Below are 25,360 nucleotides of genomic sequence, written 5' to 3' on the forward strand. Positions count from 1 at the left end.
TCGACGGGCAGCCTGGCTGCCCGTCTCAACATGGCGACGTAACATGACCCAACAATCTCCCTATTCAGCGGCCGTGGCCGAACAACGTCATCAGGAGTGGCTACGTTTCGTGGCGCTGCTGCAGCAAGCTTACGCCGAAGACCTTCACCTGCCGTTACTGCAGCTGATGCTGACGCCCGACGAGCGCGAAGCGCTGGGCACCCGGGTGCGTATTATTGAAGAGTTGCTGCGCGGCGAGATGAGCCAGCGCGAGCTCAAAAACGAACTCGGCGCCGGTATTGCCACCATTACCCGCGGTTCGAATAGCCTGAAATCGGCGCCGGTAGAGCTACGCCAGTGGCTGGAACAGACCCTGCTTAACGATAAATAGCGTTATGGAATGGGCTGAGTGCCAGCACGACCGCCTGATGGTAGACGCTGCTGCGCGTCAGCTTGCCGCCGGTAAAGACGCCAATAGCGCCATCTTTGCGGCCTATCTCATCGATACCGGTATGCTGCGACATGACCGGCCCCAGCGCTTCCCCGGCGCGAACCTGCGCAAGAATGACTTCCGGCAGCGGCAGGGTTGCCGAGCGCGCTTCGCCGCGCTGCTGCTGGCTCTCAATTACCACCCAACTGAAGGTGCTGCCTTCATCGATCCCGGCTTCTATCGCCACCCAAAAATCGGCTTGCGGCTGCGCGATACGGGCATTAGCGACGCGATTTCGTGCGCCAGCCCGCGTTTCCTCGCTGCCGAAGGGCTGTTCCGGCACGCCGCTCTCGACGGCGACGGACTCAATGTGGCAGGATCCTTCGCCGAAGATCTCGTTAAAAGCCTGCAGAATTGCCTGAATTTTGGCGGGATTAGTGGTAGCTGAGACAACATGGTGCATAATCAAAACAACTCAGAATTAATTAACGTCATCGCAGTATACTCTAAATCACTCTGGCGGTAGCCGATAGCGCCGATCGTCGATTGATGAAGGGTTCAGAACGGAAAATAAGCATGTTACAGGTATACCTTGTTCGCCACGGTGAAACGCAGTGGAACGCCGAGCGACGTATTCAAGGCCAGTCCGATAGCCCACTGACCGCTCACGGCGAGCGCCAGGCATGGCAGGTGGGCGAGCGCGCCAGAACGTTGGGGATCACCCATATTATCGCCAGCGACCTCGGACGTACCCGCCGCACGGCAGAAATTATCGCTGAAGCCTGCGGCTGCGGCGTCGTTACCGATCCGCGCCTGCGCGAGCTGGATATGGGGGTGCTGGAGAAGCGCCATATCGACTCGCTTAGTGAGGAAGAAGAGGGCTGGCGCCGTCAGTTGGTCAACGGTACGCCGGATGGGCGCATACCGCAGGGCGAATCCATGCAGGAGCTGAGCGAGCGTATGCGCGCGGCGCTATCATCCTGTCTGGAATTACCGCCAGGTAGCCGGCCGCTGCTGGTGAGTCATGGGATGGCTCTGGGCTGTCTGGTGAGCACAATCCTCGGGCTGCCTGCTTATGCGGAGCGCCGTCTGCGCCTGCGCAACTGTTCGATTTCACGCGTTGATTATCAGCAGAGCCCGTGGCTGGCGTCAGGATGGGTCGTGGAGACCGCGGGGGACGTTTCGCATCTCGATGCCCCCGCGATGGACGAACTACAGCGTTAACGACGAATCGGAATCAGGTATTCGCAGCGCAGCTGAATTGGCGTGGCCTGGTTCCGGTTATCATCTTCCGGATAGAAGCGCTCAATATCCAGGCCTTTGCGGCGGGTGAGGTTCAGCATCGGCATACAGGTGCCGTATACCGTCAGGATAAACTCCTGCAGCCCGGTGCCTAATCCTTCGTAAGTGAACATCACATACTCGCCGCCTTCCAGAATCACCGGATGAGAGTTATGCAGGTGCCCGTTCGCCATCTCCGGCGTCAGCGCGGTGGTGTAGAACACCTCCTGTTCGTCATCTTTTTCCAGACTTGGACGCGGTTCATGCAGGCCGTACAGCGTTGGCGGAATGCTGGGCGCATTGCCGAGGAATTCGCGCCAGAACTGAACGCGCATCTGGTTACGGAATTCAGAAATCTCTTCAAGCTTACAGGTATAGCTTTGGGTCACGCCGACCAGTTGCGTGGTGCTCAGGGTCACAAACTCATGCTTCGGCATGGTAAATTCGCCGAGCCGCAGCGGCGGACGCATACCGAACGAGCTCCAGTCCGGAGAACGGCGGTAGAGCGCTGGGGTCAAATTAAACTGTTTTTTAAAGGCGCGGGTGAACGTCTGTTGAGAATCGAAGCGATACTGCAGCGCGATGTCGAGAATCGGGCGTGCGGTCAGGCGTAGCGCCACGGCGGATTTGGAGAGACGGCGTGCGCGAATATAGGCACCGATAGCTTGACCCGTGACGTCTTTAAACATACGTTGCAAATGCCACTTGGAATAACCTGCCTTCGCCGCCACATTATCCAACGAGAGGGGCTGATCCAGGTGACCTTCCAGCCAGCTCAGGAGATCGCGAATAATCCCAGCTTGATCCATAAAATGTCCCCATCCTTTAAACTCAGGTACCTATATTAAGGTAGCGGATAATAGCATTTTTTGATGTTTTAGCATTCAGTGTTTTTTTTGCTTATAAATGCGATTATCTGGTGGATATCGTTGGTAATTTTGTAAAGCTGTGATCTTTAAACCTTTTCCACAGCGTTTGTGATTATCACGCAGCGGAATTTTAAGAAATGGTAACAATATGAAATACAAGAAGTTAGTGGCAGGTTTGTTCTTGCTGGCCGCAGGCCAACTGGCGCACGCCGAGCAAATCGGCTCCGTCGATACGGTATTTAAATGGCTGGGGCCGGATCATAAAATCGTGGTCGAAGCCTTCGACGATCCCGATGTACAAAACGTCACCTGCTATATTAGCCGGGCAAAAACAGGCGGCATTAAAGGCGGGCTGGGGCTGGCGGAAGATACCTCAGACGCCGCCATCTCCTGCCAGCAGGTCGGGCCGATTGAGTTGACGGATAAAATCAAAAACGGCAAAAGCCAGGGCGATGTGGTATTCCAGAAACGTACCTCGCTGGTGTTCAAAAAATTGCAGGTCGTACGCTTCTATGACGCTAAACGCAATGCGCTGGTGTACCTGACCTATTCGGATAAAGTGGTCGACGGCTCGCCGAAGAATGCCATCAGCGCCGTGCCGATCATGCCGTGGAATAAATAAACGGGAGTCACAATGCAACAGCCACGGATTTGGTTAGTTGAGGATGAACAGAGTATCGCCGATACCCTTGTTTACATGCTGCAGCAGGAAGGATTCGACGTGACCGTCTTCGAGCGCGGGTTGCCCGCGCTTGATGCGGCGCTGCATCAGAGCCCGGATTTAGCGATCCTCGACGTCGGCTTGCCGGATATTAGCGGCTTTGAACTATGCCGACGACTGCTGGCGCGCCATCAGGCATTGCCAGTACTGTTTTTGACCGCACGCAGCGAAGAGGTTGATAAGCTGCTGGGGCTGGAAATTGGCGCTGACGACTACATCGCCAAACCGTTTTCGCCGCGCGAAGTCTGCGCGCGGGTGCGTACCGTTCTGCGTCGCCTGCAGAAATTTTCTACCCCTTCGCCGGTGGTGCGCGTTGGCGAGTTCGTGTTGGATGAGCTGGCGATGACAATTAGCTGGTATGGTCAACCGCTGAGCCTGACGCGTTACGAATTCCTGCTGTTGAAAACCCTCATTAACGCCCCCGGTCGCGTGTTCTCTCGCCAGCAGTTGATGGAGCGAGTGTGGAGCGATGCTTACGAGAGTATCGATCGTACCGTCGATACCCATATCAAAACCCTACGCGCCAAGCTGCGGGCGGTGAATCCTGATATTAACCCGATTAATACGCATCGCGGTCTGGGCTATAGCCTGGGGGGCTATTGATGCGTATCGGGATGCGCCTGTTACTGGGGTATTTCTTGATTGTCGGCATTGCCGCGTGGTTTGTGCTCTCTATCTTTGTGCAGGAAGTCAAACCGGGCGTGCGCCGGGCAACGGAAGGCACGCTTAACGATACCGCAACGCTATTGGCGGCGCTGGCCCGGGAGGATCTTCTTTCGGTAAATCCGCAGCAGGGGCGGCTGGCGCAGGCCTTTCAGTCGCTTAATCAGCAGCCCATCAACGCCAATATCAGCGGTATCAGGAAAATGCGCAATGAGTATCGCGTCTATCTGACGGATGCTCAGGGGAAAGTGGTGTTTGACTCCAGCGGGGAGGCGGTTGGCCAGGATTATTCGCGCTGGAATGACGTCTGGCTGACCCTGCGCGGCCAGTACGGCGCCCGCAGTTCGCGCAGTGACCCCAATGATGATAATAGCTCCGTCATGTACATTGCCGCGCCGGTGATGGATAACGGGCGTATCATCGGCGTGGTCAGCGTCGGTAAACCTAATCTGGCAATGACGCCGGTGATTAAACGCAGCGAGCGGCGGATATTGTGGGCCGGTGGCGCGCTGCTGGGGATTGCTTTACTGATCGGCGCCGGGATGGTCTGGTGGATTAACTTCTCTATTGGCAAACTGGTGCGTTACGCTGATTCGGTGACTGCCGAGCGTCCGTTGCCTCTGCCGAACGTCGGCAGTAGCGAGTTAAGCAAGCTGGCGCAGGCGCTGGAGAGCATGCGCGTGAAGCTAGAAGGCAAGAACGCGATCGAAAACTATGTCTACGATCTCACTCATGAACTCAAAAGCCCGCTGGCGGCGATCCGCGGTGCGGCGGAGATCTTGCGCGAGGGGCCGCCGCCTGAGGTCGCCGCGCGTTTCACGGCAAATATTCTTGCGCAGAATACCCGCATGCAGCTGTTGGTGGAAAAACTGCTGCAACAGGCGCGGCTGGAAAATCGGCTGGAGATAACTCCGCAGTTGGTTTCGGTTGATGCGCTTTTCCAACGTCTGGCGGATGAACGCGACATTGCTCTGGAGGCGAAAGCCATCACCCTGCGCTGGCAGAAGAGCGGGGTAACGGTGAATGGCGATAGCGAACTACTGGCGCAGGCGCTGGGCAATCTTATCGATAATGCGATTGACTTTACCCCCCGCGGCGGTGAAATCGCTCTGGCGGTGGAGACGTGCCACGAAGAGGCGCAGCTAAGCGTGACGGATAACGGTCGCGGTATTCCTGACTTTGCGCTGGCGCGCCTCTTTGAACGCTTTTACTCGCTGCCGCGGGAAGATGGCCATAAGAGCAGCGGTTTAGGACTGGCGTTTGTGCGTGAGGTGGCGCGTCTGCATCAGGGTGATATTAGCCTGCGTAATCGCCCTGAAGGCGGCGTTGTCGCGACGCTACAACTTCACCGTCCCTTCACATAGCTTCAAACACACTGCACATAGCCGCCCTACAGTGAGCCCATCACGATAGGGAGAAGGCTATGATGAAATCACCATTATTCTGGAAAATTAGTACGCTGTTGGGCTGTATTTTGCTGTTGTCCGTGCCGCTGATGATGGTCAGAGCGCTTATTAGCGAGCGTGCGGACTATCGCAGCGATGTAGTGGATGCGATAGAGCACAGTACCAGCGGTTCACAAAAGCTGACGGGGCCGCTGGTTGCTATCCCGGTGACCGAGACGCTATTTCGTATGGAGAACCAAAAAGAGGTCGAATATCAGCGTCGCTGGATCTACTACTGGCTACCGGAAACGCTGACGGTTAACGGTGTGCAAAATGTGGAGTCGAGAAAAGTCGGCATATACAGTGGGCAGGTCTGGCATAATGCCCTGCAAATTCAGGCGCAGTTCGATCCTTCGCGGCTGAAAGAGCTGCAAAAGGCAAATATCAATTTAGGAAAACCGTTTTTAGTGCTTAGCGTGAGCGATGCCCGCGGCATCGGCGTGATCAACGCGCCGGTAATTGACGGTACGGCACTGACCGTTGAACCGGGATTGGGATTGAACGGCGGCGGGGTAGGTATTCATATGCCGATGCCGGCGTTAAGCGCAGACAATAAACCGCTGGATATTGCTTTTACCCTCAATCTTAACGGTACCGGCGGCTTCTCCGTTGTACCGTTGGGCCGCAACAGCGAGCTTCAGCTAACCAGTAACTGGCCGCATCCAGGATTCCTTGGCAGATTCCTGCCTACGAAACGCGAAGTGAGCGCCTCGGGTTATAGCGCGCATTGGCAGAGCAGTTGGTTTGCCAACAATATGGGCAGCTATTTCGCCGATGACACCGATATTGAGTGGTCGCGTTTACCCGCCTTTAGCGTGGACGTGATGTCGCAGGCCGATCAATATCAGCTCACCGACCGGGCGACTAAATACGCCATCTTGTTAATCGCACTGACTTTTATGGCCTTCTTCGTTTTCGAGAGCCTGACGCATCGTCGTCTGCATCCGATGCAGTATCTGCTGGTCGGCTTATCGCTGGTGATGTTCTACCTCGTGTTGCTGGCGCTCTCTGAGCATATTGGCTTTACCCGAGCCTGGGCGATAGCCAGCCTGATTGGCGCGGTAATCAACGGTATTTATTTACAGGCGGTACTGAAAGGGTGGCGTAATAGTCTGTTATTCGTCGTGGCGCTGCTGCTGCTGGATGGCGTGATGTGGCTACTGCTGCGTTCTGAGGATAGCGCGCTGCTGCTCGGCACCGGAGTGCTACTGCTGGCGCTGTGCGCGTTGATGTTCCTGACCCGCCGCGTGGACTGGTATGCCTTATCTCTACCGCAGAGCAAACCGGAAAAACCGCAAAGCAAGGATGACGACACGCTACGTATCTGGAAGTAAAAGTAGCATAAAAAAACAGCGCCAGAAGGCGCTGTTTTTGCATTATAGCTGCGGGATAACCAGAATTATTCCTGCAGATCGCCGCAGAAACGGTAACCTTCACCGTGAATCGTGGCGATGATTTCCGGAGTATCCGGCGTGGATTCGAAATGCTTACGAATGCGACGAATGGTCACGTCCACGGTACGGTCATGCGGCTTCAGCTCGCGACCGGTCATTTTCTTCAGCAGCTCTGCGCGTGACTGGATTTTGCCCGGGTTTTCGCAGAAGTGCAGCATCGCGCGGAATTCGCTACGCGGCAGCTTGTACTGCTCGCCGTTTGGGCTCACCAATGAACGGCTGTTGATATCCAGTTCCCAACCGTTGAACTTGTAGCTCTCAACGCTGCGACGCTCTTCGCTCACGGTACCCAGGTTCATGGTACGGGAGAGCAGGTTACGCGCGCGGATAGTCAGTTCACGCGGGTTAAACGGTTTAGTGATATAGTCATCGGCGCCGATTTCGAGGCCAAGAATTTTATCAACTTCGTTGTCGCGGCCGGTAAGGAACATCAGCGCGACGTCAGCCTGCTCACGCAGTTCACGCGCGAGCAGAAGACCATTTTTACCTGGCAGGTTGATATCCATGATCACCAGGTTGATATCATTTTCAGACAGGATCTGATGCATTTCCGCGCCATCGGTCGCTTCGAATACATCATAACCTTCTGCTTCGAAAATACTTTTTAACGTGTTGCGTGTTACCAACTCGTCTTCAACGATAAGAATGTGCGGGGTCTGCATGTTTGCTACCTAAATTGCCAACTAAATCGAAACAGGAAGTACCAAAGTCCCTGACCTGCCTGGTACATGCCACAAATTAACATGTCCGGCGTAACATGACTAAAGTACGTAATTGCGTTCTTGATGCACTTTCCATCAACGTCAACAACATCATTAGCTTGGTCGTGGGTACTTTCCCTCTGGACCCGACGGTGTCAAAAACGGCTGTCATCCTAACCATTTTAACAGCAACATAACAGGCTAAGAGAGGCCGAACACCCAATAAAACTACGCTTCGTTGACATATATCAAGTTCAATTGTAGCACGTTAACAGTCTTGTGAAATCATTGCATCGATTTGCGATTTATCGTCACATTTCTTACACAGCTCAATTAGTTGCAGCTATGAATTAATAAATGCAATGAATCCAAAGCCCGTAGACAAATGAAAACTGAAATATCATTGCCAAACATATGGATAAATGCGTTCTGTTAACATACTCCGTATTGGTGTCCAATGTGAACAGTTTAGTTTTTTTTAAGAGTAATAAAGCTCATTTTTAGTGATTTTTGTTGCAAATTTGTAAATTTTCGCCGCGTAAAATGGGGGAGACCGCAGAGTCGCGCCGCGTAAGTGGATAAGGGAAGCATAATGCGTTTATCGATCATTTTAGTGGCCCCCGCGAGGGCTGAAAACGTCGGCGCGGCGGCGCGAGCGATGAAAACCATGGGATTCAGCGAACTGCGGATTGTCGATAGCGAAGCGCATCTGCAGCCCGCCGCGCGCTGGGTTGCGCATGGTTCGGGAGATATTTTAGATAATATAAAAACCTATCCGACGCTTGAGCAGGCCCTGCACGATGTCGACTTTACCGTCGCCACTACCGCCCGCAGTCGCGCGCGTTTTCACTACTACGCCACGCCGCAGCAGTTGCTACCGCTGCTGGAAGAAAAAGCGCAATGGATGAAACATACGGCGCTGGTCTTTGGCCGTGAAGATTCCGGATTAACTAACGATGAACTGGCGCTGGCCGATGTGCTTACCGGCGTGCCGATGGTCGCCGATTATCCCTCCTTGAATCTTGGGCAGTCGGTAATGGTGTATTGCTATCAGCTGAGCTCGCTGCAGCAGCAGACTGCGGTTCAGGCGCCTGAAACCGACGAAAAACAATTGCAGGCGCTACGTCAGCGGACGCTTTCGCTACTTGGACGCTTGGGTGTCGATGACGACATAAAACTGGCCGACTGGCTACAGCAGCGGATCGGCCTGTTACAACAGCGCGACACCGCCATGTTGCATCGATTGCTGCATGATATTGAAAAAAAACTATCTGAATAAAATCCTGTTATAAGTAATTTTTATGGTTGAATGTACTAATTTCAACGGCAACCGTCTGGCAATGCGGCGGAAATATCGGGGCGCTGTGGCGTAATGACGGTGTTGGTTGAAAAGTCGCCAATTTAGAAATTCGTTGACTTAAGCAGGCAGATACTTTAACCAATATAGGCAGGACACAAGACAGATAAAAATACAGAGTACACAACATCCATGAATCGCATCGGCATGATTACCACCATTATCACCACCACCATTACCACAGGTAACGGTGCGGGCTGACGCGTACAGGAAACAACAGAAAAAAGCCCGCACCTGAACAGTGCGGGCTTTTTTTTTGACAAGAGATCAAGGGGTAAGAACCATGCGAGTGTTGAAGTTCGGCGGTACATCAGTGGCAAATGCAGAACGTTTTCTGCGGGTTGCCGATATCCTGGAGAGCAATGCCAGGCAGGGGCAGGTTGCGACCGTGCTGTCTGCCCCGGCGAAAATCACCAACCATCTGGTCGCAATGATTGAAAAAACCATTAGCGGTCAGGACGCTCTTACCAATATCGCCGACGCTGAACGCATTTTTGCCGACCTGCTGCAGGGACTGGCCGACATTCAACCAGGCTTCCCGCTCGCACAGCTGAAAACTTTCGTAGACCAGGAATTCGCGCAGATTAAACACGTGTTGCACGGTATCAGCCTGCTGGGCCAGTGCCCGGACGGCGTTAATGCCTCGCTGATCTGCCGCGGTGAAAAGCTCTCTATCGCTATCATGGCGGCGCTGCTGGAAGCGCGCGGCCACAAGGTCAGCGTGATTAATCCGGTCGAAAAACTGTTGGCCGTCGGCCACTACCTTGAATCCACTGTTGATATTGCTGAATCTACCCGCCGTATCGCCGCCAGCCAAATCCCGGCAGACCACATGGTGCTGATGGCCGGCTTTACCGCCGGTAACGAAAAGGGTGAGCTGGTGGTTCTCGGGCGTAATGGTTCTGATTACTCTGCTGCCGTGCTGGCAGCCTGTATGCGCGCCGACTGCTGCGAAATCTGGACCGACGTTGATGGCGTTTATACCTGCGACCCGCGTCAGGTACCGGATGCGCGTCTGCTGAAATCCATGTCTTATCAGGAAGCGATGGAGCTCTCCTATTTCGGCGCTAAGGTACTGCATCCGCGCACTATTGCTCCCATTGCCCAGTTCCAGATCCCCTGCCTGATTAAAAATACCGGTAATCCGCAGGCGCCGGGTACGCTTATCGGCGCCAGCCTTGATGAAGACGGCCTGCCGGTAAAAGGGATCTCTAATCTTAACAATATGGCCATGTTCAACGTTTCCGGGCCGGGAATGAAAGGCATGGTCGGTATGGCGGCGCGCGTTTTCGCCACCATGTCCCGCGCCGGTATCTCCGTGGTGCTGATTACCCAGTCTTCTTCGGAATACAGCATCAGCTTCTGCGTGCCGCAAAGCGACAGCGCGCGGGCGAAGCGTGTGATGGAAGAGGAATTTTATCTCGAACTGAAAGAAGGGCTGCTGGAGCCGCTGTCAATCATGGAGCGGCTGGCGATCATCTCCGTCGTGGGCGATGGAATGCGCACGCTGCGCGGTATCTCGGCGAAATTCTTCGCCGCGCTGGCGCGCGCCAATATTAATATCGTGGCGATTGCCCAGGGCTCTTCCGAGCGTTCAATTTCGGTGGTCGTCAGCAACGACGACGCGACTACCGGCGTGCGCGTCACGCATCAGATGCTGTTTAACACCGACCAGGTCATCGAAGTCTTCGTGATTGGCGTCGGCGGCGTCGGCGGCGCGTTAATCGAACAGATTAAGCGCCAGCAGAGCTGGTTGAAGGGCAAGCATATCGATCTGCGCGTATGCGGCGTCGCCAATTCACAGGCGCTGCTGACGAACGTCCATGGCTTGAATCTGGAAAACTGGCGTAGCGAACTCGCGGAAGCGAAAGAGCCCTTTAATCTGGGCCGTTTAATCCGTCTGGTGAAAGAGTATCACCTGCTGAACCCGGTTATCGTCGATTGTACCTCCAGCCAGGCGGTGGCCGATCAGTACGCTGACTTCCTGCGTGAAGGTTTCCATGTGGTGACGCCGAATAAAAAGGCCAATACCTCTTCGCTGGATTACTATCACCAGTTGCGTCACGCCGCCAGCAGCTCGCGGCGCAAGTTCCTCTACGACACCAACGTCGGCGCGGGTCTGCCGGTCATTGAAAACCTGCAGAACCTGCTGAACGCTGGTGATGAGCTGGTGCATTTTTCCGGGATCCTCTCCGGCTCGCTTTCCTTTATTTTTGGTAAGCTGGATGAGGGCATGAGCCTTTCTGAAGCCACTAAACTGGCGCGCGAGATGGGCTATACCGAACCGGACCCGCGCGACGATCTTTCCGGCGTGGATGTGGCGCGCAAGCTGCTGATCCTTGCCCGCGAAACCGGGCGCGAGCTGGAGCTCTCGGATATTATCGTTGAGCCTGCGCTGCCTGCCGACTTCGACGCCAGCGGCGATGTCGAAAGCTTTATGGCGCGACTGCCGACGCTTGACGATCAATTCGCCTCGCGGGTTGCTAAAGCGCGCGACGAGGGTAAAGTCTTACGCTACGTCGGCAATATTGAAGAAGATGGCGTCTGCCGGGTGAAAATCGCCGAAGTCGACGGCAACGATCCGCTGTTCAAGGTGAAAAACGGCGAGAACGCGTTGGCATTTTACAGCCACTATTATCAGCCTCTGCCGCTGGTGCTGCGCGGCTATGGCGCGGGGAATGACGTGACGGCGGCTGGCGTGTTCGCCGACCTGCTACGCACCCTGTCATGGAAGTTAGGAGTTTAAGATGGTCAAAGTATACGCCCCGGCTTCCAGTGCCAATATGAGCGTCGGTTTTGATGTGCTGGGAGCCGCGGTGACGCCGGTTGACGGCACCTTGCTGGGGGATAACGTCTCGGTAGAGACGGCGGCGGAGTTTAGCCTACGTAATGTAGGCCGCTTCGCCGGCAAATTACCGTCGGCGCCGCAGGAAAATATCGTTTATCAATGCTGGGAAGCCTTTTGCCGCGAGATCGGTAAAACGGTTCCGGTGGCGATGACCCTGGAAAAAAATATGCCGATCGGCTCGGGCCTTGGCTCCAGCGCTTGTTCGGTGGTCGCCGCGCTGGTGGCAATGAATGAGTTTTGTGGTAAGCCGCTGAATGAAACCCGAATGCTGGCGCTGATGGGCGAGATGGAAGGGCGCATCTCCGGCAGCGTTCACTATGATAACGTGGCGCCGTGCTACCTTGGCGGTATGCAACTGATGATCGAAGAAAATGGCATCATCAGCCAGCAGATCCCGGGTTTTGATGAATGGTTGTGGGTGCTGGCCTATCCGGGGATTAAGGTCTCTACCGCCGAAGCGCGTGCGATTCTTCCGGCGCAGTATCGCCGCCAGGACTGTATCGCCCACGGTCGTCACCTTGCAGGGTTTATTCACGCCTGCTATAGCCGTCAGCCGCAGCTGGCGGCAAAGTTAATGAAAGATGTTATCGCCGAACCGTACCGTACCAAACTGCTGCCGGGCTTCAGTGAAGCGCGTCAGGCGGCGATGGAGATCGGCGCGCAGGCTTGCGGTATCTCCGGCTCCGGCCCGACGCTGTTCGCGTTGTGCGATAAACCGGACACCGCGCAGCGCGTCGCCGACTGGCTGGCCGCGCATTATCTGCAAAATCAGGAAGGCTTCGTTCATATTTGCCGGCTGGACACGGCGGGCGCTCGAGTAGTGGGATAAGTGATGAAACTGTATAACTTAAAAGATCATAACGAACAGGTCAGCTTCGCGCAGGCCGTGACGCAAGGGCTTGGCAAACAACAGGGGCTGTTCTTTCCGCACGATCTGCCGGAATTCAACCTGACCGAAATCGACGAAATGCTGGAACAGGATTTCGTGAACCGCAGCGCGAAAATCCTGTCGGCCTTTATTGGCGACGAGATCCCGCAGAATGAACTACAGTCCCGCGTTGCCGCGGCGTTCGCCTTCCCGGCGCCGGTAAGTCAAGTACAGGATGATATCGGCTGCCTGGAACTGTTCCACGGTCCGACGCTGGCGTTTAAAGACTTTGGTGGCCGCTTTATGGCCCAAATGCTGACGCATATCGCGGGCGATAAGCCGGTGACGATTCTGACCGCTACCTCCGGCGACACCGGCGCGGCCGTGGCGCACGCCTTCTACGGCCTGCCGAACGTCAAAGTGGTTATCCTCTATCCGCGCGGTAAGATCAGCCCGCTGCAGGAGAAGCTGTTCTGTACCCTGGGCGGCAATATCGAAACCGTGGCGATTGACGGCGACTTCGACGCCTGTCAGGCGCTGGTTAAGCAGGCGTTTGACGATGAAGAGCTGAAGGTGGCGCTCGGCCTCAACTCCGCCAACTCGATTAACATCAGCCGCCTGCTGGCGCAGATCTGCTACTACTTCGAGGCGGTCGCGCAATTGCCTCAGGAAGCCCGCAATCAGCTGGTGGTGTCGGTGCCAAGCGGCAACTTCGGCGATCTTACTGCCGGCCTGCTGGCGAAATCGCTGGGGCTGCCGATTAAGCGTTTTATTGCCGCGACCAACGCCAATGACACCGTGCCGCGCTTCCTGCAGGATGGCAACTGGGCGCCGAAGGCGACGCAGGCGACCCTGTCTAACGCGATGGACGTCAGCCAACCGAACAACTGGCCGCGCGTGGAGGAGTTATTCCGCCGTAAAATATGGCGTCTGAATGAACTGGGCTATGCTGCGGTGGATGATGAAACCACTAAAGCGACCATGCGTGAATTGAAAGCCATCGGCTATACCTCGGAACCGCATGCGGCCATTGCCTATCGCGCGTTGCGCGACCAGCTGCAGCCGGGAGAATATGGGTTATTCCTCGGAACGGCGCATCCGGCTAAATTCAAAGAGAGCGTAGAAGAGATCCTACAGGAGACGTTGCCGCTGCCGAAAGAACTGGCCGACCGCGCCGACCTGCCGCTGCTCTCGCACAATCTCCCAGCCGACTTCGCCGAGCTGCGTAAGCTGATGATGGGCTAGCATTGCCATTCCGCTGTTCGTTAAACCGGGCTCCGCGCCCGGTTTTTTTACGCCCGAAAATGGAGAGATTGTGTAAAACTGACCAATAAATGCGGAAGAGCATAAATTCAGATTGCGGAGAATAAACAGGGTAGTTTTGCAGGGTTAATATTTTGTTATCGACCCATGATGGGGGCGAATAGAAGGGGTTGCTTATGACAATGCTGAAACCTGTTTTGCTGGCGCTTTCTCTGCTGCTGGTCGCTCCTGCGTTGGTTCATGCAGATGAAATTACCCTGATCCCGGCGGTGAAGCTGCAAATCGGCGACCGTGATGATTATGGACGCTACTGGGACGGCGATCGCTGGCGCGATCATGACTGGTGGGCGAGCCATTATGACTGGCGCGACGACCGCTGGCGTCCGCATGATGATTATCGCCGCCACGATCGCGATGACGATGACGATCAAGGCCATCATGGTCATGGCCACGAGCGGCATCACCACGACGACTAATCGTTCCGCCCCCGGCGCCATACCGGGGGCATTCAGGCTTACTGCTCGTGGCGTTTAAACACCAGTTCGCCGTTCTCCGATGCCTGCGCATCAAAGAAATAACCTTCGCTATCAAACTCCTGCAGTTGATCCGGACGGGTTAAACGGTTCTCTATGATAAAGCGGCTCATCAGGCCGCGCGCTTTTTTGGCATAGAAGCTGATCACCTTGAATTTGCCGTTTTTCTCATCGAGGAATACCGGCTTAATCAACTGTCCCTGCAATTTTTTCGGTTTTACCGATTTAAAATACTCATCGGACGCCAGGTTGATAACGATATCGTCGCCCTGCGCCTGCAGCGCCTGATTGAGCTTATCGGTAATGACATCGCCCCAGAAATGATACAAATCTTTGCCCTGCGGATTTTCCAACTTGATGCCCATCTCCAGACGATAAGGCTGCATCAAATCCAGCGGACGCAACACGCCGTAAAGCCCGGATAGCATACGCAGATGCTGCTGGGCGAAATCGAAATCCGCTTCGCTAAAGGTTTCAGCCTGCAGGCCGGTATAAACGTCGCCTTTGAAGGCCAGAATCGCTTGACGAGCATTCTGCGGGGTAAAGTCCGGATGCCAGTCGTGAAAACGGGTGGCGTTGAGGTCGGCAAGCTTATCGCTGATGCTCATCAGCTTACCGATTTGCGGCGCCGTCAGCTTACGGGCGATACCGATAAGCTGTTGAGAATACTCCAGGAGTTCGGGCTGGGTATAGTGCGTCGTTGCCAGCGGGCTTTGATAATCGAGCGTTTTAGCAGGTGAAATCAGAATCAGCATATCCAGTCCTTGCAGGGAATTTCGACGAATTTTAACAAAAAAAGAGTACGGTGGGAGCGATTGCTGCGATTACCGCGCTATTCACGCGGTATCTCATCCCAGGCGCCTGGCGCCAGATGTTGCTGAATTTCCGGATAGCGAGCGGGATCGAAGACCGGCTGTACGCCGAGTTTACGCTGGCGCAGATAATCGCTGGCGAGGATCCGTACCGTTGGCGACAGCAGCAAAATCGCCGTTAAGTTAGTGATAGCCATCAGCGCCATAATAATATCCGCCAGCTGCCAGACCACCGGCAGGCTTACCAGAGTGCCTGCTAGTACCATGAATACGGTAATGACCCGGAGCGTCCAGATATGCAGCGGCTTATTGAGTCGCAGAAAGATCAGATTATTTTCGGCATAAATATAATTGGCGACAATCGAACTGAAAGCGAAAAGCAGTAGCACGGCAGCCACCAGACCAGGCCCCCAGCTACCAATGAGATCGCCCATCGCGTGCTGCATGGTTTGAATTCCGCTGACCACACTATCGCGGTTTTCGCGCGGCGCCAGCAGGATAATCACCGCGCTGGCGGTACAGATAACAATGGTATCAATAAAGACGCCAATCATCTGTACGATGCCCTGCGCCGCGGGATGCGGTGGCCATGAGGCCGCGGCGGCGGCGGCGTTTGGCGTTGAACCCATACCCGCTTCGTTGGAGAACATCCCGCGCTGGAAACCGCCGGTAAGCGCCTGGCTAATGGTATAGCCCACCGCGCCCGCCGCCGCTTCTTGCCAGCCGAAAGCGCAGCGGAAGATGGTTTCAAAGACCGCGGGTAGGGCGGAGAAGTGCCAGAGGCCAATCAACAGGCTGGCGCCGACCCACAGCAGGGCCATCAGCGGGACAAACCACTGCATCAATCGCGCCACGCCGCGTAAACCGCGGACGATAATCAACAGCGTAGCGGCAGCCAGCGCGGCGCCGACGGCGGCCATCGGAAAATCGAAGGCGTAGGCCATGGCGTGCGCCACCGAGTTGGCCTGTACGGTATTGAAAATGACCCCGTAGGCCAGCAGGAGCAGAATCGAGAAGACCACGCCCATCCAGCGCATCTCAAGGCCGCGAGCCATATACCACGCCGGGCCGCCGCGGAACTGGCCTGCGCTATCGCGCTCTTTGTACAATTGGGCAAGCGAGCATTCAGCGAAGCTACTGGCCATACCGAGTAGCGCGGAGACCCACATCCAGAACACCGCGCCGGGGCCGCCGGCGGCAATCGCTAACGCCACGCCCGCCAGATTACCGCTGCCGACGCGCGCCGCCAGACTGGTGCACAGCGCCTGAAAAGACGTTAAGCCGCCGGGCTGCGGGCGGAGGCTTTTTTTAAGGCTTTTGCCAAACTGACGAATATAACGGAACTGCACAAATTGCGTTCGCCAGGTGAACCAAATACCGGCGCCCAGTAATAGATAAATCATTACCGAGCCCCAGAGTATTTCATTGATAAACGAGAGAAAATCAGGCATTAAACGTCCTCTTGTCCATGCCGGCGCGCGGTGTAAGCGCTACCACTCCGGTGACAATCCTTTAGCATTCAGATAATTAATATGTCGAGTTTATCACACTCTGCGCTCTTGCATTGTCGGCGGTTGCGCTGACCCTATGGCGTGTTATCATCTTGGCAGACCGGTTACATCCCCTTAACTGCTGTTTAAGAGAAACACTATCATGACGGATAAATTGACTTCTCTGCGTCAGTACACCACTGTCGTAGCTGACACCGGAGATATCGCGGCAATGAAGCTGTATCAGCCTCAGGATGCCACCACCAACCCTTCTTTGATCCTCGGCGCGGCTCAGATCCCTGAGTACCGTAAGCTGATTGACGACGCTGTTGCTTGGGCTCGCAGCCAGAGCAGCGATCGCGCACAGCAGATTATCGATGCTTCCGACAAACTGGCGGTGAACATCGGTCTCGAAATCCTTAAACTGATCCCGGGCCGTATTTCTACCGAAGTTGATGCCCGTCTGTCCTACGACACCGACGCTTCCATCGCTAAAGCGAAACGCCTGATCAAACTGTATAACGATGCCGGTATCGGCAACGATCGTATCCTGATCAAACTGGCTTCGACCTGGCAGGGCATTCGCGCCGCCGAGCAGCTGGAAAAAGAAGGCATCAACTGTAACCTGACCCTGCTGTTCTCCTTCGCTCAGGCTCGGGCTTGCGCCGAAGCGGGCGTCTTCCTGATTTCTCCGTTTGTTGGCCGTATCCTCGACTGGTACAAAGCGAACACGGATAAGAAAGAGTACGCGCCGGCAGAAGATCCGGGCGTGGTTTCCGTTAGCGAAATCTACGAGTACTACAAGCAGCACGGCTATGAAACCGTGGTAATGGGCGCAAGCTTCCGTAACGTTGGCGAAATCCTTGAGCTGGCCGGCTGCGACCGTCTGACCATCGCCCCTGCGCTGCTGAAAGAGCTGGCGGAAAGCGAAGGCGCTATCGAACGTAAACTGGCGTTCAGCGGCGAAGTGAAAGCGCGCCCGGAACGCATCACTGAATCCCAGTTCCTGTGGCAGCACAACCAGGATCCGATGGCGGTAGACAAACTGGCGGAAGGTATCCGTAAGTTTGCCATCGACCAGGAAAAACTGGAAAAAATGATCGGCGACCTGCTGTAATCATCCCAGCGTGACCGGGCTGCCGGTCACGCTACTTCTTTTGAATCCTGTCTGTAATTCTCTCCAGCGTGTATCATTCCGCTTAATTGCACTATTTGAACGGAATGAATATGAATAAATTACGCATCGGCTTAGTTTCTATTTCTGACCGCGCCTCCAGCGGCGTTTACCAGGACAAAGGTATTCCTGCGTTGGAAGAGTGGCTGTCGCGTGCGCTGACAACGCCCTTTGAACTGCAGACTCGCCTGATTCCTGATGAACAGCCCATCATTGAACAGACGCTGTGTGAGTTGGTTGACGAGATGGGCTGTCATCTGGTGTTAACCACCGGCGGCACCGGCCCGGCGCGTCGTGATGTGACCCCGGACGCAACTCTAGCCATTGCCGATCGTGTGATGCCTGGTTTCGGTGAGCAAATGCGCCAGGTTAGCCTACACTTTGTGCCGACGGCTATCCTATCCCGGCAGGTTGGCGTCATCCGCAAGCAGGCGCTGATCCTCAACCTGCCAGGCCAGCCGAAAGCCATTCAGGAAACCCTCGAAGGGGTGAAAGACGCTGAAGGTAAAGTGCTGGTGCATGGTGTCTTTGCAAGTGTACCTTATTGTGTACAGTTGCTTGAGGGGCCGTATGTGGAGACGGAAGCGAGCGTTGTAGCAGCTTTTCGCCCGAAAAGCGCACAGCGTGAAACTTTATCCTGAATTTAATGCATTGCTGATATAACCTGTATTGCCGGTGGTGTGCTGTTTTATTTACGGTATAGTGTTTTTTACTTTACACATTGCGTAATATTACTGCGGACGAAACGTCAGTTATGTCACAACACACCCGAGCACTGAATCGACAAGATTATAAAACTCTGACGCTGGCCGCCCTCGGCGGGGCGCTGGAGTTTTATGACTTCATCATTTTTGTCTTCTTCGCCGCGGTCGTCGGCGAACTATTCTTCCCGGCGGATATCCCGGAATGGCTACGCCAGGTACAGACCTTCGGTATTTTTGCCGCGGGTTATCTGGCGCGCCCTCTTGGCGGCATTATCATGGCCCACTTTGGCGATCTGGTCGGGCGGAAGAAAATGTTCACCCTCAGTATTCTGCTGATGGCGCTGCCGACGCTGGCGATCGGCCTGCTGCCGACCTATGCCTCAATGGGCATCGTTGCGCCGCTGCTATTACTGCTCATGCGTATTTTACAAGGGGCGGCGATTGGCGGTGAAGTGCCGGGTGCCTGGGTCTTTGTAGCCGAACATGTCCCGGAAAAACGCATCGGTATCGCCTGCGGCACCCTGACCGCGGGGTTGACCGTTGGGATCCTGTTGGGATCGGTAGTGGCGACGCTTATCAACACCAGCATGACGCCGCAGGGTATCCACGACGGCGGCTGGCGTATTCCTTTCCTGCTGGGTGGAGTGTTCGGTCTGGTAGCCATGTACCTGCGTCGTTGGCTGCAGGAGACGCCGATATTTCTTGAGATGCAACAGCGCAAAGCGCTGGCGCAGGAGCTGCCGGTGAAGGCGGTGGCGCTCAAGCACCAGAAGGCCGTTATCGTTTCGATGCTACTCACCTGGCTGCTTTCCGCCGGGGTGGTAGTGGTGATCCTGATGTCGCCGGTGTGGCTGCAAAAACATTATGGCTTTGCGCCGGCGATTACCCTGCAGGCCAATAGCATCGCCACGATTATGCTGTGTATTGGCTGTTTACTCGCCGGTCTGGCGGCAGACCGATTCGGCGCCAGCCGCACTTTTATCGTCGGTAGCCTGCTGTTAGCGGCGGCCAGTTGGGCCTTTTACCACCTTTCCGGCGCCAGCCCGCAGCGGCTGTTCCTGCTGTATGGCACGGTTGGACTGTGTGTCGGCGTGGTGGGGGCGGTACCTTACGTAATGGTGCGCGCCTTCCCGGCGGAAGTGCGTTTTACCGGCATCTCGTTTTCCTACAATTTGTCATACGCCATTTTCGGCGGCCTGACGCCGATTGCCGTCACGATGCTGATGGGGGTTTCGCCGATGGCGCCGGCCTGGTACGTACTGGCGCTGTCGCTGATGGGGCTGGGTCTGGGTATTTGGCTGCGTCAGGGGTTGACGGCGCAGGCGGTTTTACCGCAAGGAGAACTGCAGCGTTAAATTTAACGCCGCCGCCCGCGTTGTGGGCGGCGGCAGGCCATTAGCGTGGCTCGCCAATCGGCAGGACGGTACGGCCGAACTGCTCGTTCAACACTTCACCCATCGCCAGGTAAATAGCGCTCGCGCCGCATACCAGGCCGATCCAGCCGGCAATTTTAACAATGCCTTCGTTATCAACCAGGTGGCCAATCGCCAGCAGCGCGAACAGCACCGTCAGGCTCAGGAACACGAACTGCAGCATGCGCGCGGCTTTCAGCGTGCCGAAGAACATGAACAACGTAAAGATACCCCACAGGCCAAGATACATGCCCAGGAAATGCGGATTCGGCGCATCAGCCAGGCCCATTTTCGGCATCAGGAGGATCGCGACCAACGTCAACCAGAAGGAGCCGTAGGACGTAAAAGCGGTTAAACCAAAGGTGTTGCCTTTTTTATACTCGAGCAGGCCGGCAAAAATTTGCGCAATGCCGCCGTAAAAAATGCCCATCGCCAGGATAGCTACATCGAATGCGAAAAGGCCGCTATTCGCCAGGTTAAGCAGAATAGTGGTCATGCCGAAACCCATAAGGCCCAGCGGTGCCGGATTAGCCAACTTAGTGTTGCCCATAATTCCTCAAAATAATGATTAGAAAGGGAAGCATTACCCCGCCACTTGCGGTGGGGCGCGGCATAATAATGAGGCGTGCAGAGGCTGTCTATGATCTGGCGGGGTATTTTTCAGCAATTTACCTTTCGCGGCGATAATGGCGAACTCTTTGGCGAACTCGTGCGATATCCAGTGAATATGTTCTTATTTACTATTTATTTTTTTGTATGGATTATGACGGCTATTTTGTCCGTCTGGCATGTTGTTCGCTCTTGCTCTTGCTCTCGCTCTCGCTCTCGCGCCTGCGCTCTGCCATAAAAATTTTTTTTGGCCTGCCCCTTGATGAAAACCAGCGCGACCCCATCTTGTAGTCAACCGCAGTGAAGAACCTGAAAAAAAATGATGTCAGGGTAGTTGAAACCGCACGTTTCGCCCTTATTACAGGTTCACAACCACATGTTGATCGAATTTTTAGTGGAGACGTTTAGATGGGTAAAATTATTGGTATCGACCTGGGTACTACCAACTCTTGTGTAGCGATTATGGATGGCACTACCGCTCGCGTGCTGGAGAACGCCGAAGGCGATCGCACCACGCCTTCTATCATTGCCTATACCCAGGATGGTGAAACTCTGGTTGGTCAGCCGGCTAAACGTCAGGCAGTGACAAACCCGCAAAACACCCTGTTTGCGATTAAACGCCTGATTGGTCGCCGCTTCCAGGATGAAGAAGTTCAGCGTGACGTTTCCATCATGCCGTACAAAATCGTTGCCGCAGATAATGGCGACGCATGGCTTGATGTGAAAGGCACTAAAACCGCGCCGCCGCAGATTTCTGCTGAAGTGCTGAAGAAAATGAAGAAAACCGCTGAAGATTACCTGGGTGAGCCGGTAACTGAAGCTGTTATCACTGTACCTGCGTACTTCAACGATGCTCAGCGTCAGGCAACCAAAGATGCCGGCCGTATCGCGGGTCTGGAAGTCAAACGTATCATCAACGAACCGACTGCCGCTGCGCTGGCATACGGTCTGGATAAAGAAGTCGGCAACCGTACTATCGCGGTATACGACCTCGGTGGTGGTACCTTCGATATTTCTATTATCGAAATCGACGAAGTTGACGGCGAAAAAACCTTCGAAGTTCTGGCAACCAATGGTGATACCCACCTGGGTGGTGAAGACTTCGATACTCGTCTGATCAACTACCTCGTTGACGAGTTTAAGAAAGAGCAGGGCATTGACCTGCGCAACGACCCGCTGGCGATGCAGCGTCTGAAAGAAGCTGCAGAAAAAGCGAAAATTGAGCTGTCTTCCGCTCAGCAGACCGACGTTAACCTGCCGTATATCACCGCAGACGCGACCGGTCCGAAACACATGAACATTAAAGTGACTCGCGCGAAACTGGAAAGCCTGGTTGAAGATCTGGTTAACCGTTCCATCGAGCCGCTGAAAGTTGCCCTCCAGGATGCCGGTCTGTCCGTTTCCGATATCAACGACGTGATCCTCGTTGGTGGTCAGACTCGTATGCCGATGGTGCAGAAGAAAGTTGCCGAGTTCTTTGGTAAAGAACCGCGTAAAGACGTTAACCCGGATGAAGCTGTGGCTATCGGCGCAGCGGTTCAGGGTGGTGTTCTGACTGGTGAAGTTAAAGACGTTCTGCTGCTGGACGTTACCCCGCTGTCGCTGGGTATCGAAACCATGGGCGGCGTGATGACCGCGCTTATCAGCAAAAACACCACTATCCCGACCAAGCACAGCCAGGTGTTCTCTACTGCGGAAGACAACCAGTCCGCGGTAACCATCCATGTGCTGCAGGGTGAGCGTAAACGCGCTTCTGATAACAAATCTCTGGGTCAGTTCAACCTGGATGGTATTAACCCAGCGCCGCGCGGTATGCCGCAGATCGAAGTAACCTTCGATATCGATGCTGACGGTATCCTGCACGTTTCCGCGAAAGATAAAAACAGCGGTAAAGAGCAGAAGATCACCATCAAGGCTTCTTCCGGTCTGAATGAAGAAGAAATTCAGAAAATGGTTCGCGAAGCGGAAGCTAACGCTGAATCTGACCGTAAGTTCGAAGAGCTGGTTCAGACCCGTAACCAGGGCGACCATCTGCTGCACAGCACCCGTAAGCAGGTTGAAGAAGCAGGCGACAAACTGCCGGCTGATGACAAAACTGCAATCGAGTCTGCGCTGACCGCGCTGGAAGCTTCCCTGAAAGGTGAAGATAAAGCGGACATCGAAGCGAAGATGCAGGCGCTGGCCCAGGCTTCCCAGAAGCTGATGGAAATCGCTCAGCAGCAGCATGCACAGCAGCAGGCTGGCGGTGCTGACGCTCAAGAGAACAGCGCGAAGGACGACGATGTTGTCGACGCTGAGTTCGAAGAAGTGAAAGACAAAAAATAATCGCCCTTTGAACGGGTAAAACACTGGCACGGGCGAAGAGGTTTCCTCTCCGCCCGTGCACGCATGTTAAGGGGCTGAAAAACACCAATGGCAAAGCAAGATTATTACGAGATTTTAGGCGTTTCCAAAACAGCGGAAGAGCGTGAAATCAAAAAGGCGTATAAGCGCCTGGCCATGAAGTATCACCCGGACCGTAACCAGGGTGACAAAGAGGCCGAAGCCAAATTTAAAGAAATCAAAGAAGCGTATGAAGTCCTGACTGATGCCCAGAAGCGTGCAGCCTACGATCAGTACGGCCACGCCGCGTTTGAACAAGGCGGCATGGGCGGCGGCGGTTTCGGCGGCGGCTTCGGCGGCGGCGCGGATTTCAGCGATATCTTTGGCGACGTGTTCGGCGATATCTTCGGCGGCGGTCGTGGCCGTCAACGCGCGGCGCGCGGCGCAGATCTACGTTACAACATGGAATTGACGCTGGAAGAAGCGGTCCGCGGCGTTACCAAAGAAATCCGCATTCCAACGTTGGAAGAGTGCGATGTCTGCCACGGCAGCGGCGCCAAATCCGGCACTCAGCCGCAGACCTGTCCAACCTGTCACGGTTCCGGTCAGGTCCAGATGCGTCAGGGCTTTTTTGCCGTTCAGCAAACCTGTCCACACTGTCAGGGACGCGGTACGCTGATTAAAGATCCGTGCAATAAATGTCACGGTCACGGTCGCGTTGAAAAAACCAAAACCTTGTCGGTGAAAATCCCGGCTGGCGTCGATACCGGCGATCGCATTCGTCTGGCTGGCGAAGGCGAAGCCGGCGAGCATGGCGCTCCGGCGGGCGATCTGTACGTTCAGGTTCAGGTCAAACAGCACGCGATCTTCGAGCGTGAGGGGAATAATCTGTACTGCGAAGTACCGATCAACTTCACCATGGCTGCGCTTGGCGGCGAGATTGAAGTACCGACGCTGGATGGCCGCGTTAACCTGAAAGTGCCTGGCGAAACGCAAACCGGCAAACTGTTCCGCATGCGCGGCAAGGGCGTTAAGTCCGTTCGCGGCGGTGCTCAGGGCGATCTGCTGTGTCGCGTGGTGGTTGAAACACCGGTCGGTCTTAACGATAAGCAGAAGCAATTGCTTAAAGAGCTGCAGGAAACTTTCGGTGGCCCGACGGGGGAGAAAAACAGTCCGCGTTCCAAAAGCTTCTTCGATGGCGTGAAAAAATTCTTTGATGATTTAACGCGTTAATTGCGTTTAATCACCTTATTAGCACAAGCCTGAACATTTTTGTTCAGGCTTTTTTCTATCCCAACTTCGGTCGCTGGCGGAAAACGCTATACTGCGTATAGCGAGTCAGGATTTGCTTTATTTTGAGTATTATCTATATTGCTTTTTTCGTTATTAGAGGCTGACAGTGGATGGGATCGAAAGGTGCCAATAAGGGCTTTGATTATAATTTAATCAAGGTTCTTGACGCTGTCATTTCGGCAGGTAATGCCGCGAAGGCGGCGAAAAAATTGGCCATTACACCTGCCGCGGTCTCTCTGGCATTAAGACGACTACAAAACTTCTATCACCAGGAGCTGTTTGTCAGAAGTAAAGATGGTTTACTGCCAACGGCGAAAGCGCTTGAGATCCACCATAGTTTTCGCCAGGCCATGTTGCTTGTCGATAATACCTTTCTGACAGAAAACAAGGATGATGATACCCGGATTACGATCCTTGGTAGCGACTTCATTGAAAGTTATTACCTTTCCCAACTGTACGGTAGCGCGCTTTTTGAACAGGGCGTTATCAATCATTTTTCATCCCGCAATATTAGCCGCGATAAAGCTAAAGAGCTTTTACTGACGGCGCAATGCGATTTATCGATCGGATCTGAGCCGCTGGTTGAGCCCGGGCTCGATAATCAAATGATTGATAGCTTCAGAAATTTCGTCTGTATTTGTGCCAAAGGCCATTTATTCAGCGAACTATCGCAGCTTTCTTTGCATCAGTTCTACTCTTCCCGCCATGCCATGTATCAACCCGGCATTTCCTCTCCTTCCATCATCACTGATAACGGATTATTTAAAGATGATGTTTATTATGACGGTTCACGTACCATGGGCTATTGCAGCGACTCTATCACCGGGCTGGTTGGCATGGTAGAAAGAACCGCGTTGATTGCGTTATTGCCTTTAAAGCTGGCGCTATTTTATAAAAATCAGCGTAAATACGATATAAATTTTATCCAACCGCCACCAGAGCTGATGTTCAAGTCCGTGCAGGTCTACGCTTCATGGAACAAAAATAGCAAAAATATATCAGCGATCAATGAAACGGTTTCCATGTTACATACGCTGTCATCATTCAGACGGTAAGTTCCATCATCTTACCGTCATTAAGATGATGTGGTTAGTCTTGATTTTCTTTGATTACCTTTCCCCTATTGCGCCAC

25 protein-coding genes and 1 other annotated feature are annotated in these 25,360 nt (G+C 54.4%); of the genes, 19 read left to right on the top strand and 6 right to left on the bottom strand.

Going from position 1 to position 25,360, the window contains the following annotated elements:
- The first annotated feature begins 43 nt into the window (after positions 1-43).
- On the top strand, positions 44-370 hold the full coding sequence (gene trpR / locus PGR09_RS21635; protein WP_015368371.1) for a trp operon repressor: 327 nt from the start codon (positions 44-46) through the stop codon (positions 368-370).
- Here the strand turns inward: trpR and yjjX are convergent.
- The gene (yjjX, locus tag PGR09_RS21640) at positions 357-872 is read right to left on the bottom strand and encodes an inosine/xanthosine triphosphatase (protein WP_430916502.1); all 516 of its coding nucleotides are present in this window, start codon (positions 870-872) and stop codon (positions 357-359) included. The two genes, trpR and yjjX, sit on opposite strands and share 14 nt — an antisense overlap.
- 113 nt (positions 873-985) lie before the next feature.
- Between yjjX and gpmB the strand changes: the two genes are divergently transcribed.
- Positions 986-1,633: a 2,3-diphosphoglycerate-dependent phosphoglycerate mutase GpmB gene (gene gpmB, locus PGR09_RS21645; protein ID WP_015368369.1), complete on the top strand. Its 648-nt coding sequence runs from the start codon at positions 986-988 to the stop codon at positions 1,631-1,633.
- Here the strand turns inward: gpmB and robA are convergent.
- A complete protein-coding gene (gene robA / locus PGR09_RS21650; protein WP_045395899.1) occupies positions 1,630-2,499 on the bottom strand; it encodes an MDR efflux pump AcrAB transcriptional activator RobA in 870 nt (289 codons plus the stop codon). The genes gpmB and robA overlap by 4 nt on opposite strands.
- A gap of 208 nt (positions 2,500-2,707) precedes the next feature.
- Here robA and creA point away from each other — a divergent pair, with 208 nt between their 5' ends.
- The 4 genes from creA to creD are packed head-to-tail and all read left to right on the top strand — an operon-like array spanning position 2,708 to position 6,722.
- Complete coding sequence (creA, locus tag PGR09_RS21655) at positions 2,708-3,181, top strand: protein CreA (protein ID WP_020079661.1); 474 nt, start codon at positions 2,708-2,710, stop codon at positions 3,179-3,181.
- Positions 3,182-3,193: 12 nt separating this feature from the next.
- Positions 3,194-3,883, top strand: a complete 690-nt coding sequence (gene creB / locus PGR09_RS21660) for a two-component system response regulator CreB (RefSeq protein ID WP_045395896.1) — start codon at positions 3,194-3,196, stop codon at positions 3,881-3,883.
- On the top strand, positions 3,883-5,307 hold the full coding sequence (gene creC / locus PGR09_RS21665; protein ID WP_316423474.1) for a two-component system sensor histidine kinase CreC: 1,425 nt from the start codon (positions 3,883-3,885) through the stop codon (positions 5,305-5,307). Before creB ends, creC begins: the two co-directional genes overlap by 1 nt.
- A gap of 59 nt (positions 5,308-5,366) precedes the next feature.
- A complete protein-coding gene (gene creD / locus PGR09_RS21670) occupies positions 5,367-6,722 on the top strand; it encodes a cell envelope integrity protein CreD (protein WP_430916503.1) in 1,356 nt (451 codons plus the stop codon).
- 65 nt (positions 6,723-6,787) lie between these two features.
- On the opposite strand, the gene arcA is transcribed toward creD, so the two are convergent.
- Positions 6,788-7,504 (bottom strand): two-component system response regulator ArcA, encoded by a 717-nt coding sequence (arcA, locus tag PGR09_RS21675; protein ID WP_002887843.1) that lies wholly within the window; start codon positions 7,502-7,504, stop codon positions 6,788-6,790.
- A gap of 95 nt (positions 7,505-7,599) precedes the next feature.
- On the opposite strand from arcA, the gene yjjY reads away from it, so the two are divergent.
- The 7 genes from yjjY to PGR09_RS21710 all read left to right on the top strand — a co-directional run bounded on the left by yjjY (position 7,600) and on the right by PGR09_RS21710 (position 14,355).
- Complete coding sequence (gene yjjY / locus PGR09_RS21680) at positions 7,600-7,740, top strand: protein YjjY (RefSeq protein ID WP_001541509.1); 141 nt, start codon at positions 7,600-7,602, stop codon at positions 7,738-7,740.
- A gap of 395 nt (positions 7,741-8,135) precedes the next feature.
- Positions 8,136-8,822, top strand: coding sequence for a tRNA/rRNA methyltransferase (locus tag PGR09_RS21685; protein ID WP_047078009.1), 687 nt, complete (start codon positions 8,136-8,138; stop codon positions 8,820-8,822).
- A gap of 210 nt (positions 8,823-9,032) precedes the next feature.
- A complete protein-coding gene (thrL, locus tag PGR09_RS21690; protein ID WP_004222578.1) occupies positions 9,033-9,101 on the top strand; it encodes a thr operon leader peptide in 69 nt (22 codons plus the stop codon).
- Positions 9,040-9,158, top strand: a sequence feature (Thr leader region). Its footprint overlaps the gene before it by 62 nt.
- A 25-nt stretch (positions 9,159-9,183) precedes the next feature.
- Positions 9,184-11,646, top strand: a complete 2,463-nt coding sequence (gene thrA / locus PGR09_RS21695; protein ID WP_045395882.1) for a bifunctional aspartate kinase/homoserine dehydrogenase I — start codon at positions 9,184-9,186, stop codon at positions 11,644-11,646.
- A 1-nt stretch (position 11,647) separates the two neighbouring features.
- Positions 11,648-12,577, top strand: coding sequence for a homoserine kinase (thrB, locus tag PGR09_RS21700; RefSeq protein ID WP_045395879.1), 930 nt, complete (start codon positions 11,648-11,650; stop codon positions 12,575-12,577).
- 3 nt (positions 12,578-12,580) lie between these two features.
- Positions 12,581-13,861 (top strand): threonine synthase, encoded by a 1,281-nt coding sequence (gene thrC / locus PGR09_RS21705; protein WP_430916504.1) that lies wholly within the window; start codon positions 12,581-12,583, stop codon positions 13,859-13,861.
- 194 nt (positions 13,862-14,055) lie between these two features.
- Positions 14,056-14,355: a DUF2502 domain-containing protein gene (locus PGR09_RS21710; protein ID WP_045395872.1), complete on the top strand. Its 300-nt coding sequence runs from the start codon at positions 14,056-14,058 to the stop codon at positions 14,353-14,355.
- Between the two features lie 38 nt (positions 14,356-14,393).
- Here the strand turns inward: PGR09_RS21710 and yaaA are convergent, their stop codons facing one another.
- Entirely contained in the window at positions 14,394-15,167 is a 774-nt protein-coding gene (yaaA, locus tag PGR09_RS21715) for a peroxide stress protein YaaA (RefSeq protein WP_430916505.1), read from the bottom strand.
- A gap of 77 nt (positions 15,168-15,244) precedes the next feature.
- Complete coding sequence (locus tag PGR09_RS21720; RefSeq protein WP_047043924.1) at positions 15,245-16,675, bottom strand: alanine/glycine:cation symporter family protein; 1,431 nt, start codon at positions 16,673-16,675, stop codon at positions 15,245-15,247.
- Between the two features lie 202 nt (positions 16,676-16,877).
- Between PGR09_RS21720 and tal the strand changes: the two genes are divergently transcribed.
- The 3 genes from tal (at position 16,878) to PGR09_RS21735 (ending at position 19,947) form a co-directional block, all read left to right on the top strand.
- Entirely contained in the window at positions 16,878-17,831 is a 954-nt protein-coding gene (gene tal / locus PGR09_RS21725; RefSeq protein WP_045395864.1) for a transaldolase, read from the top strand.
- A 110-nt stretch (positions 17,832-17,941) separates the two neighbouring features.
- Positions 17,942-18,529: a molybdopterin adenylyltransferase gene (gene mog / locus PGR09_RS21730; protein WP_430916506.1), complete on the top strand. Its 588-nt coding sequence runs from the start codon at positions 17,942-17,944 to the stop codon at positions 18,527-18,529.
- Between the two features lie 113 nt (positions 18,530-18,642).
- A complete protein-coding gene (locus PGR09_RS21735; protein WP_045395857.1) occupies positions 18,643-19,947 on the top strand; it encodes an MFS transporter in 1,305 nt (434 codons plus the stop codon).
- Positions 19,948-19,987: 40 nt separating this feature from the next.
- Here the strand turns inward: PGR09_RS21735 and satP are convergent, their stop codons facing one another.
- On the bottom strand, positions 19,988-20,554 hold the full coding sequence (satP, locus tag PGR09_RS21740) for an acetate uptake transporter (protein WP_045395854.1): 567 nt from the start codon (positions 20,552-20,554) through the stop codon (positions 19,988-19,990).
- Between the two features lie 467 nt (positions 20,555-21,021).
- Between satP and dnaK the strand changes: the two genes are divergently transcribed.
- From dnaK to PGR09_RS21755, 3 genes are all read left to right on the top strand, one after another.
- Positions 21,022-22,938, top strand: a complete 1,917-nt coding sequence (dnaK, locus tag PGR09_RS21745) for a molecular chaperone DnaK (RefSeq protein ID WP_045395850.1) — start codon at positions 21,022-21,024, stop codon at positions 22,936-22,938.
- Between the two features lie 87 nt (positions 22,939-23,025).
- The gene (dnaJ, locus tag PGR09_RS21750; protein WP_020079653.1) at positions 23,026-24,168 is read left to right on the top strand and encodes a molecular chaperone DnaJ; all 1,143 of its coding nucleotides are present in this window, start codon (positions 23,026-23,028) and stop codon (positions 24,166-24,168) included.
- 170 nt (positions 24,169-24,338) lie between these two features.
- Complete coding sequence (locus PGR09_RS21755; RefSeq protein WP_047065114.1) at positions 24,339-25,283, top strand: LysR family transcriptional regulator; 945 nt, start codon at positions 24,339-24,341, stop codon at positions 25,281-25,283.
- The last annotated feature ends 77 nt before the right edge of the window (positions 25,284-25,360 follow it).

Source organism: Klebsiella sp. 141251, assembly GCF_050600725.1.
GTDB classification, from domain to species: Bacteria; Pseudomonadota; Gammaproteobacteria; order Enterobacterales; family Enterobacteriaceae; genus Klebsiella; species Klebsiella aerogenes.

Excerpts from the sequence above, each read along its gene's own strand:
- trpR (WP_015368371.1), top strand. The coding sequence starts at position 44 with ATGACCCAACAATCTCCCTATTCAGCGGCCGTGGCCGAACAACGTCAT.
- yjjX (WP_430916502.1), bottom strand. The coding sequence starts at position 872 with ATGCACCATGTTGTCTCAGCTACCACTAATCCCGCCAAAATTCAGGCA.
- gpmB (WP_015368369.1), top strand. The coding sequence starts at position 986 with ATGTTACAGGTATACCTTGTTCGCCACGGTGAAACGCAGTGGAACGCC.
- robA (WP_045395899.1), bottom strand. The coding sequence starts at position 2,499 with ATGGATCAAGCTGGGATTATTCGCGATCTCCTGAGCTGGCTGGAAGGT.
- creA (WP_020079661.1), top strand. The coding sequence starts at position 2,708 with ATGAAATACAAGAAGTTAGTGGCAGGTTTGTTCTTGCTGGCCGCAGGC.
- creB (WP_045395896.1), top strand. The coding sequence starts at position 3,194 with ATGCAACAGCCACGGATTTGGTTAGTTGAGGATGAACAGAGTATCGCC.
- creC (WP_316423474.1), top strand. The coding sequence starts at position 3,883 with ATGCGTATCGGGATGCGCCTGTTACTGGGGTATTTCTTGATTGTCGGC.
- creD (WP_430916503.1), top strand. The coding sequence starts at position 5,367 with ATGATGAAATCACCATTATTCTGGAAAATTAGTACGCTGTTGGGCTGT.
- arcA (WP_002887843.1), bottom strand. The coding sequence starts at position 7,504 with ATGCAGACCCCGCACATTCTTATCGTTGAAGACGAGTTGGTAACACGC.
- yjjY (WP_001541509.1), top strand. The coding sequence starts at position 7,600 with ATGACTAAAGTACGTAATTGCGTTCTTGATGCACTTTCCATCAACGTC.
- PGR09_RS21685 (WP_047078009.1), top strand. The coding sequence starts at position 8,136 with ATGCGTTTATCGATCATTTTAGTGGCCCCCGCGAGGGCTGAAAACGTC.
- thrA (WP_045395882.1), top strand. The coding sequence starts at position 9,184 with ATGCGAGTGTTGAAGTTCGGCGGTACATCAGTGGCAAATGCAGAACGT.
- thrB (WP_045395879.1), top strand. The coding sequence starts at position 11,648 with ATGGTCAAAGTATACGCCCCGGCTTCCAGTGCCAATATGAGCGTCGGT.
- thrC (WP_430916504.1), top strand. The coding sequence starts at position 12,581 with ATGAAACTGTATAACTTAAAAGATCATAACGAACAGGTCAGCTTCGCG.
- PGR09_RS21710 (WP_045395872.1), top strand. The coding sequence starts at position 14,056 with ATGACAATGCTGAAACCTGTTTTGCTGGCGCTTTCTCTGCTGCTGGTC.
- yaaA (WP_430916505.1), bottom strand. The coding sequence starts at position 15,167 with ATGCTGATTCTGATTTCACCTGCTAAAACGCTCGATTATCAAAGCCCG.
- PGR09_RS21720 (WP_047043924.1), bottom strand. The coding sequence starts at position 16,675 with ATGCCTGATTTTCTCTCGTTTATCAATGAAATACTCTGGGGCTCGGTA.
- tal (WP_045395864.1), top strand. The coding sequence starts at position 16,878 with ATGACGGATAAATTGACTTCTCTGCGTCAGTACACCACTGTCGTAGCT.
- mog (WP_430916506.1), top strand. The coding sequence starts at position 17,942 with ATGAATAAATTACGCATCGGCTTAGTTTCTATTTCTGACCGCGCCTCC.
- PGR09_RS21735 (WP_045395857.1), top strand. The coding sequence starts at position 18,643 with ATGTCACAACACACCCGAGCACTGAATCGACAAGATTATAAAACTCTG.
- satP (WP_045395854.1), bottom strand. The coding sequence starts at position 20,554 with ATGGGCAACACTAAGTTGGCTAATCCGGCACCGCTGGGCCTTATGGGT.
- dnaK (WP_045395850.1), top strand. The coding sequence starts at position 21,022 with ATGGGTAAAATTATTGGTATCGACCTGGGTACTACCAACTCTTGTGTA.
- dnaJ (WP_020079653.1), top strand. The coding sequence starts at position 23,026 with ATGGCAAAGCAAGATTATTACGAGATTTTAGGCGTTTCCAAAACAGCG.
- PGR09_RS21755 (WP_047065114.1), top strand. The coding sequence starts at position 24,339 with ATGGGATCGAAAGGTGCCAATAAGGGCTTTGATTATAATTTAATCAAG.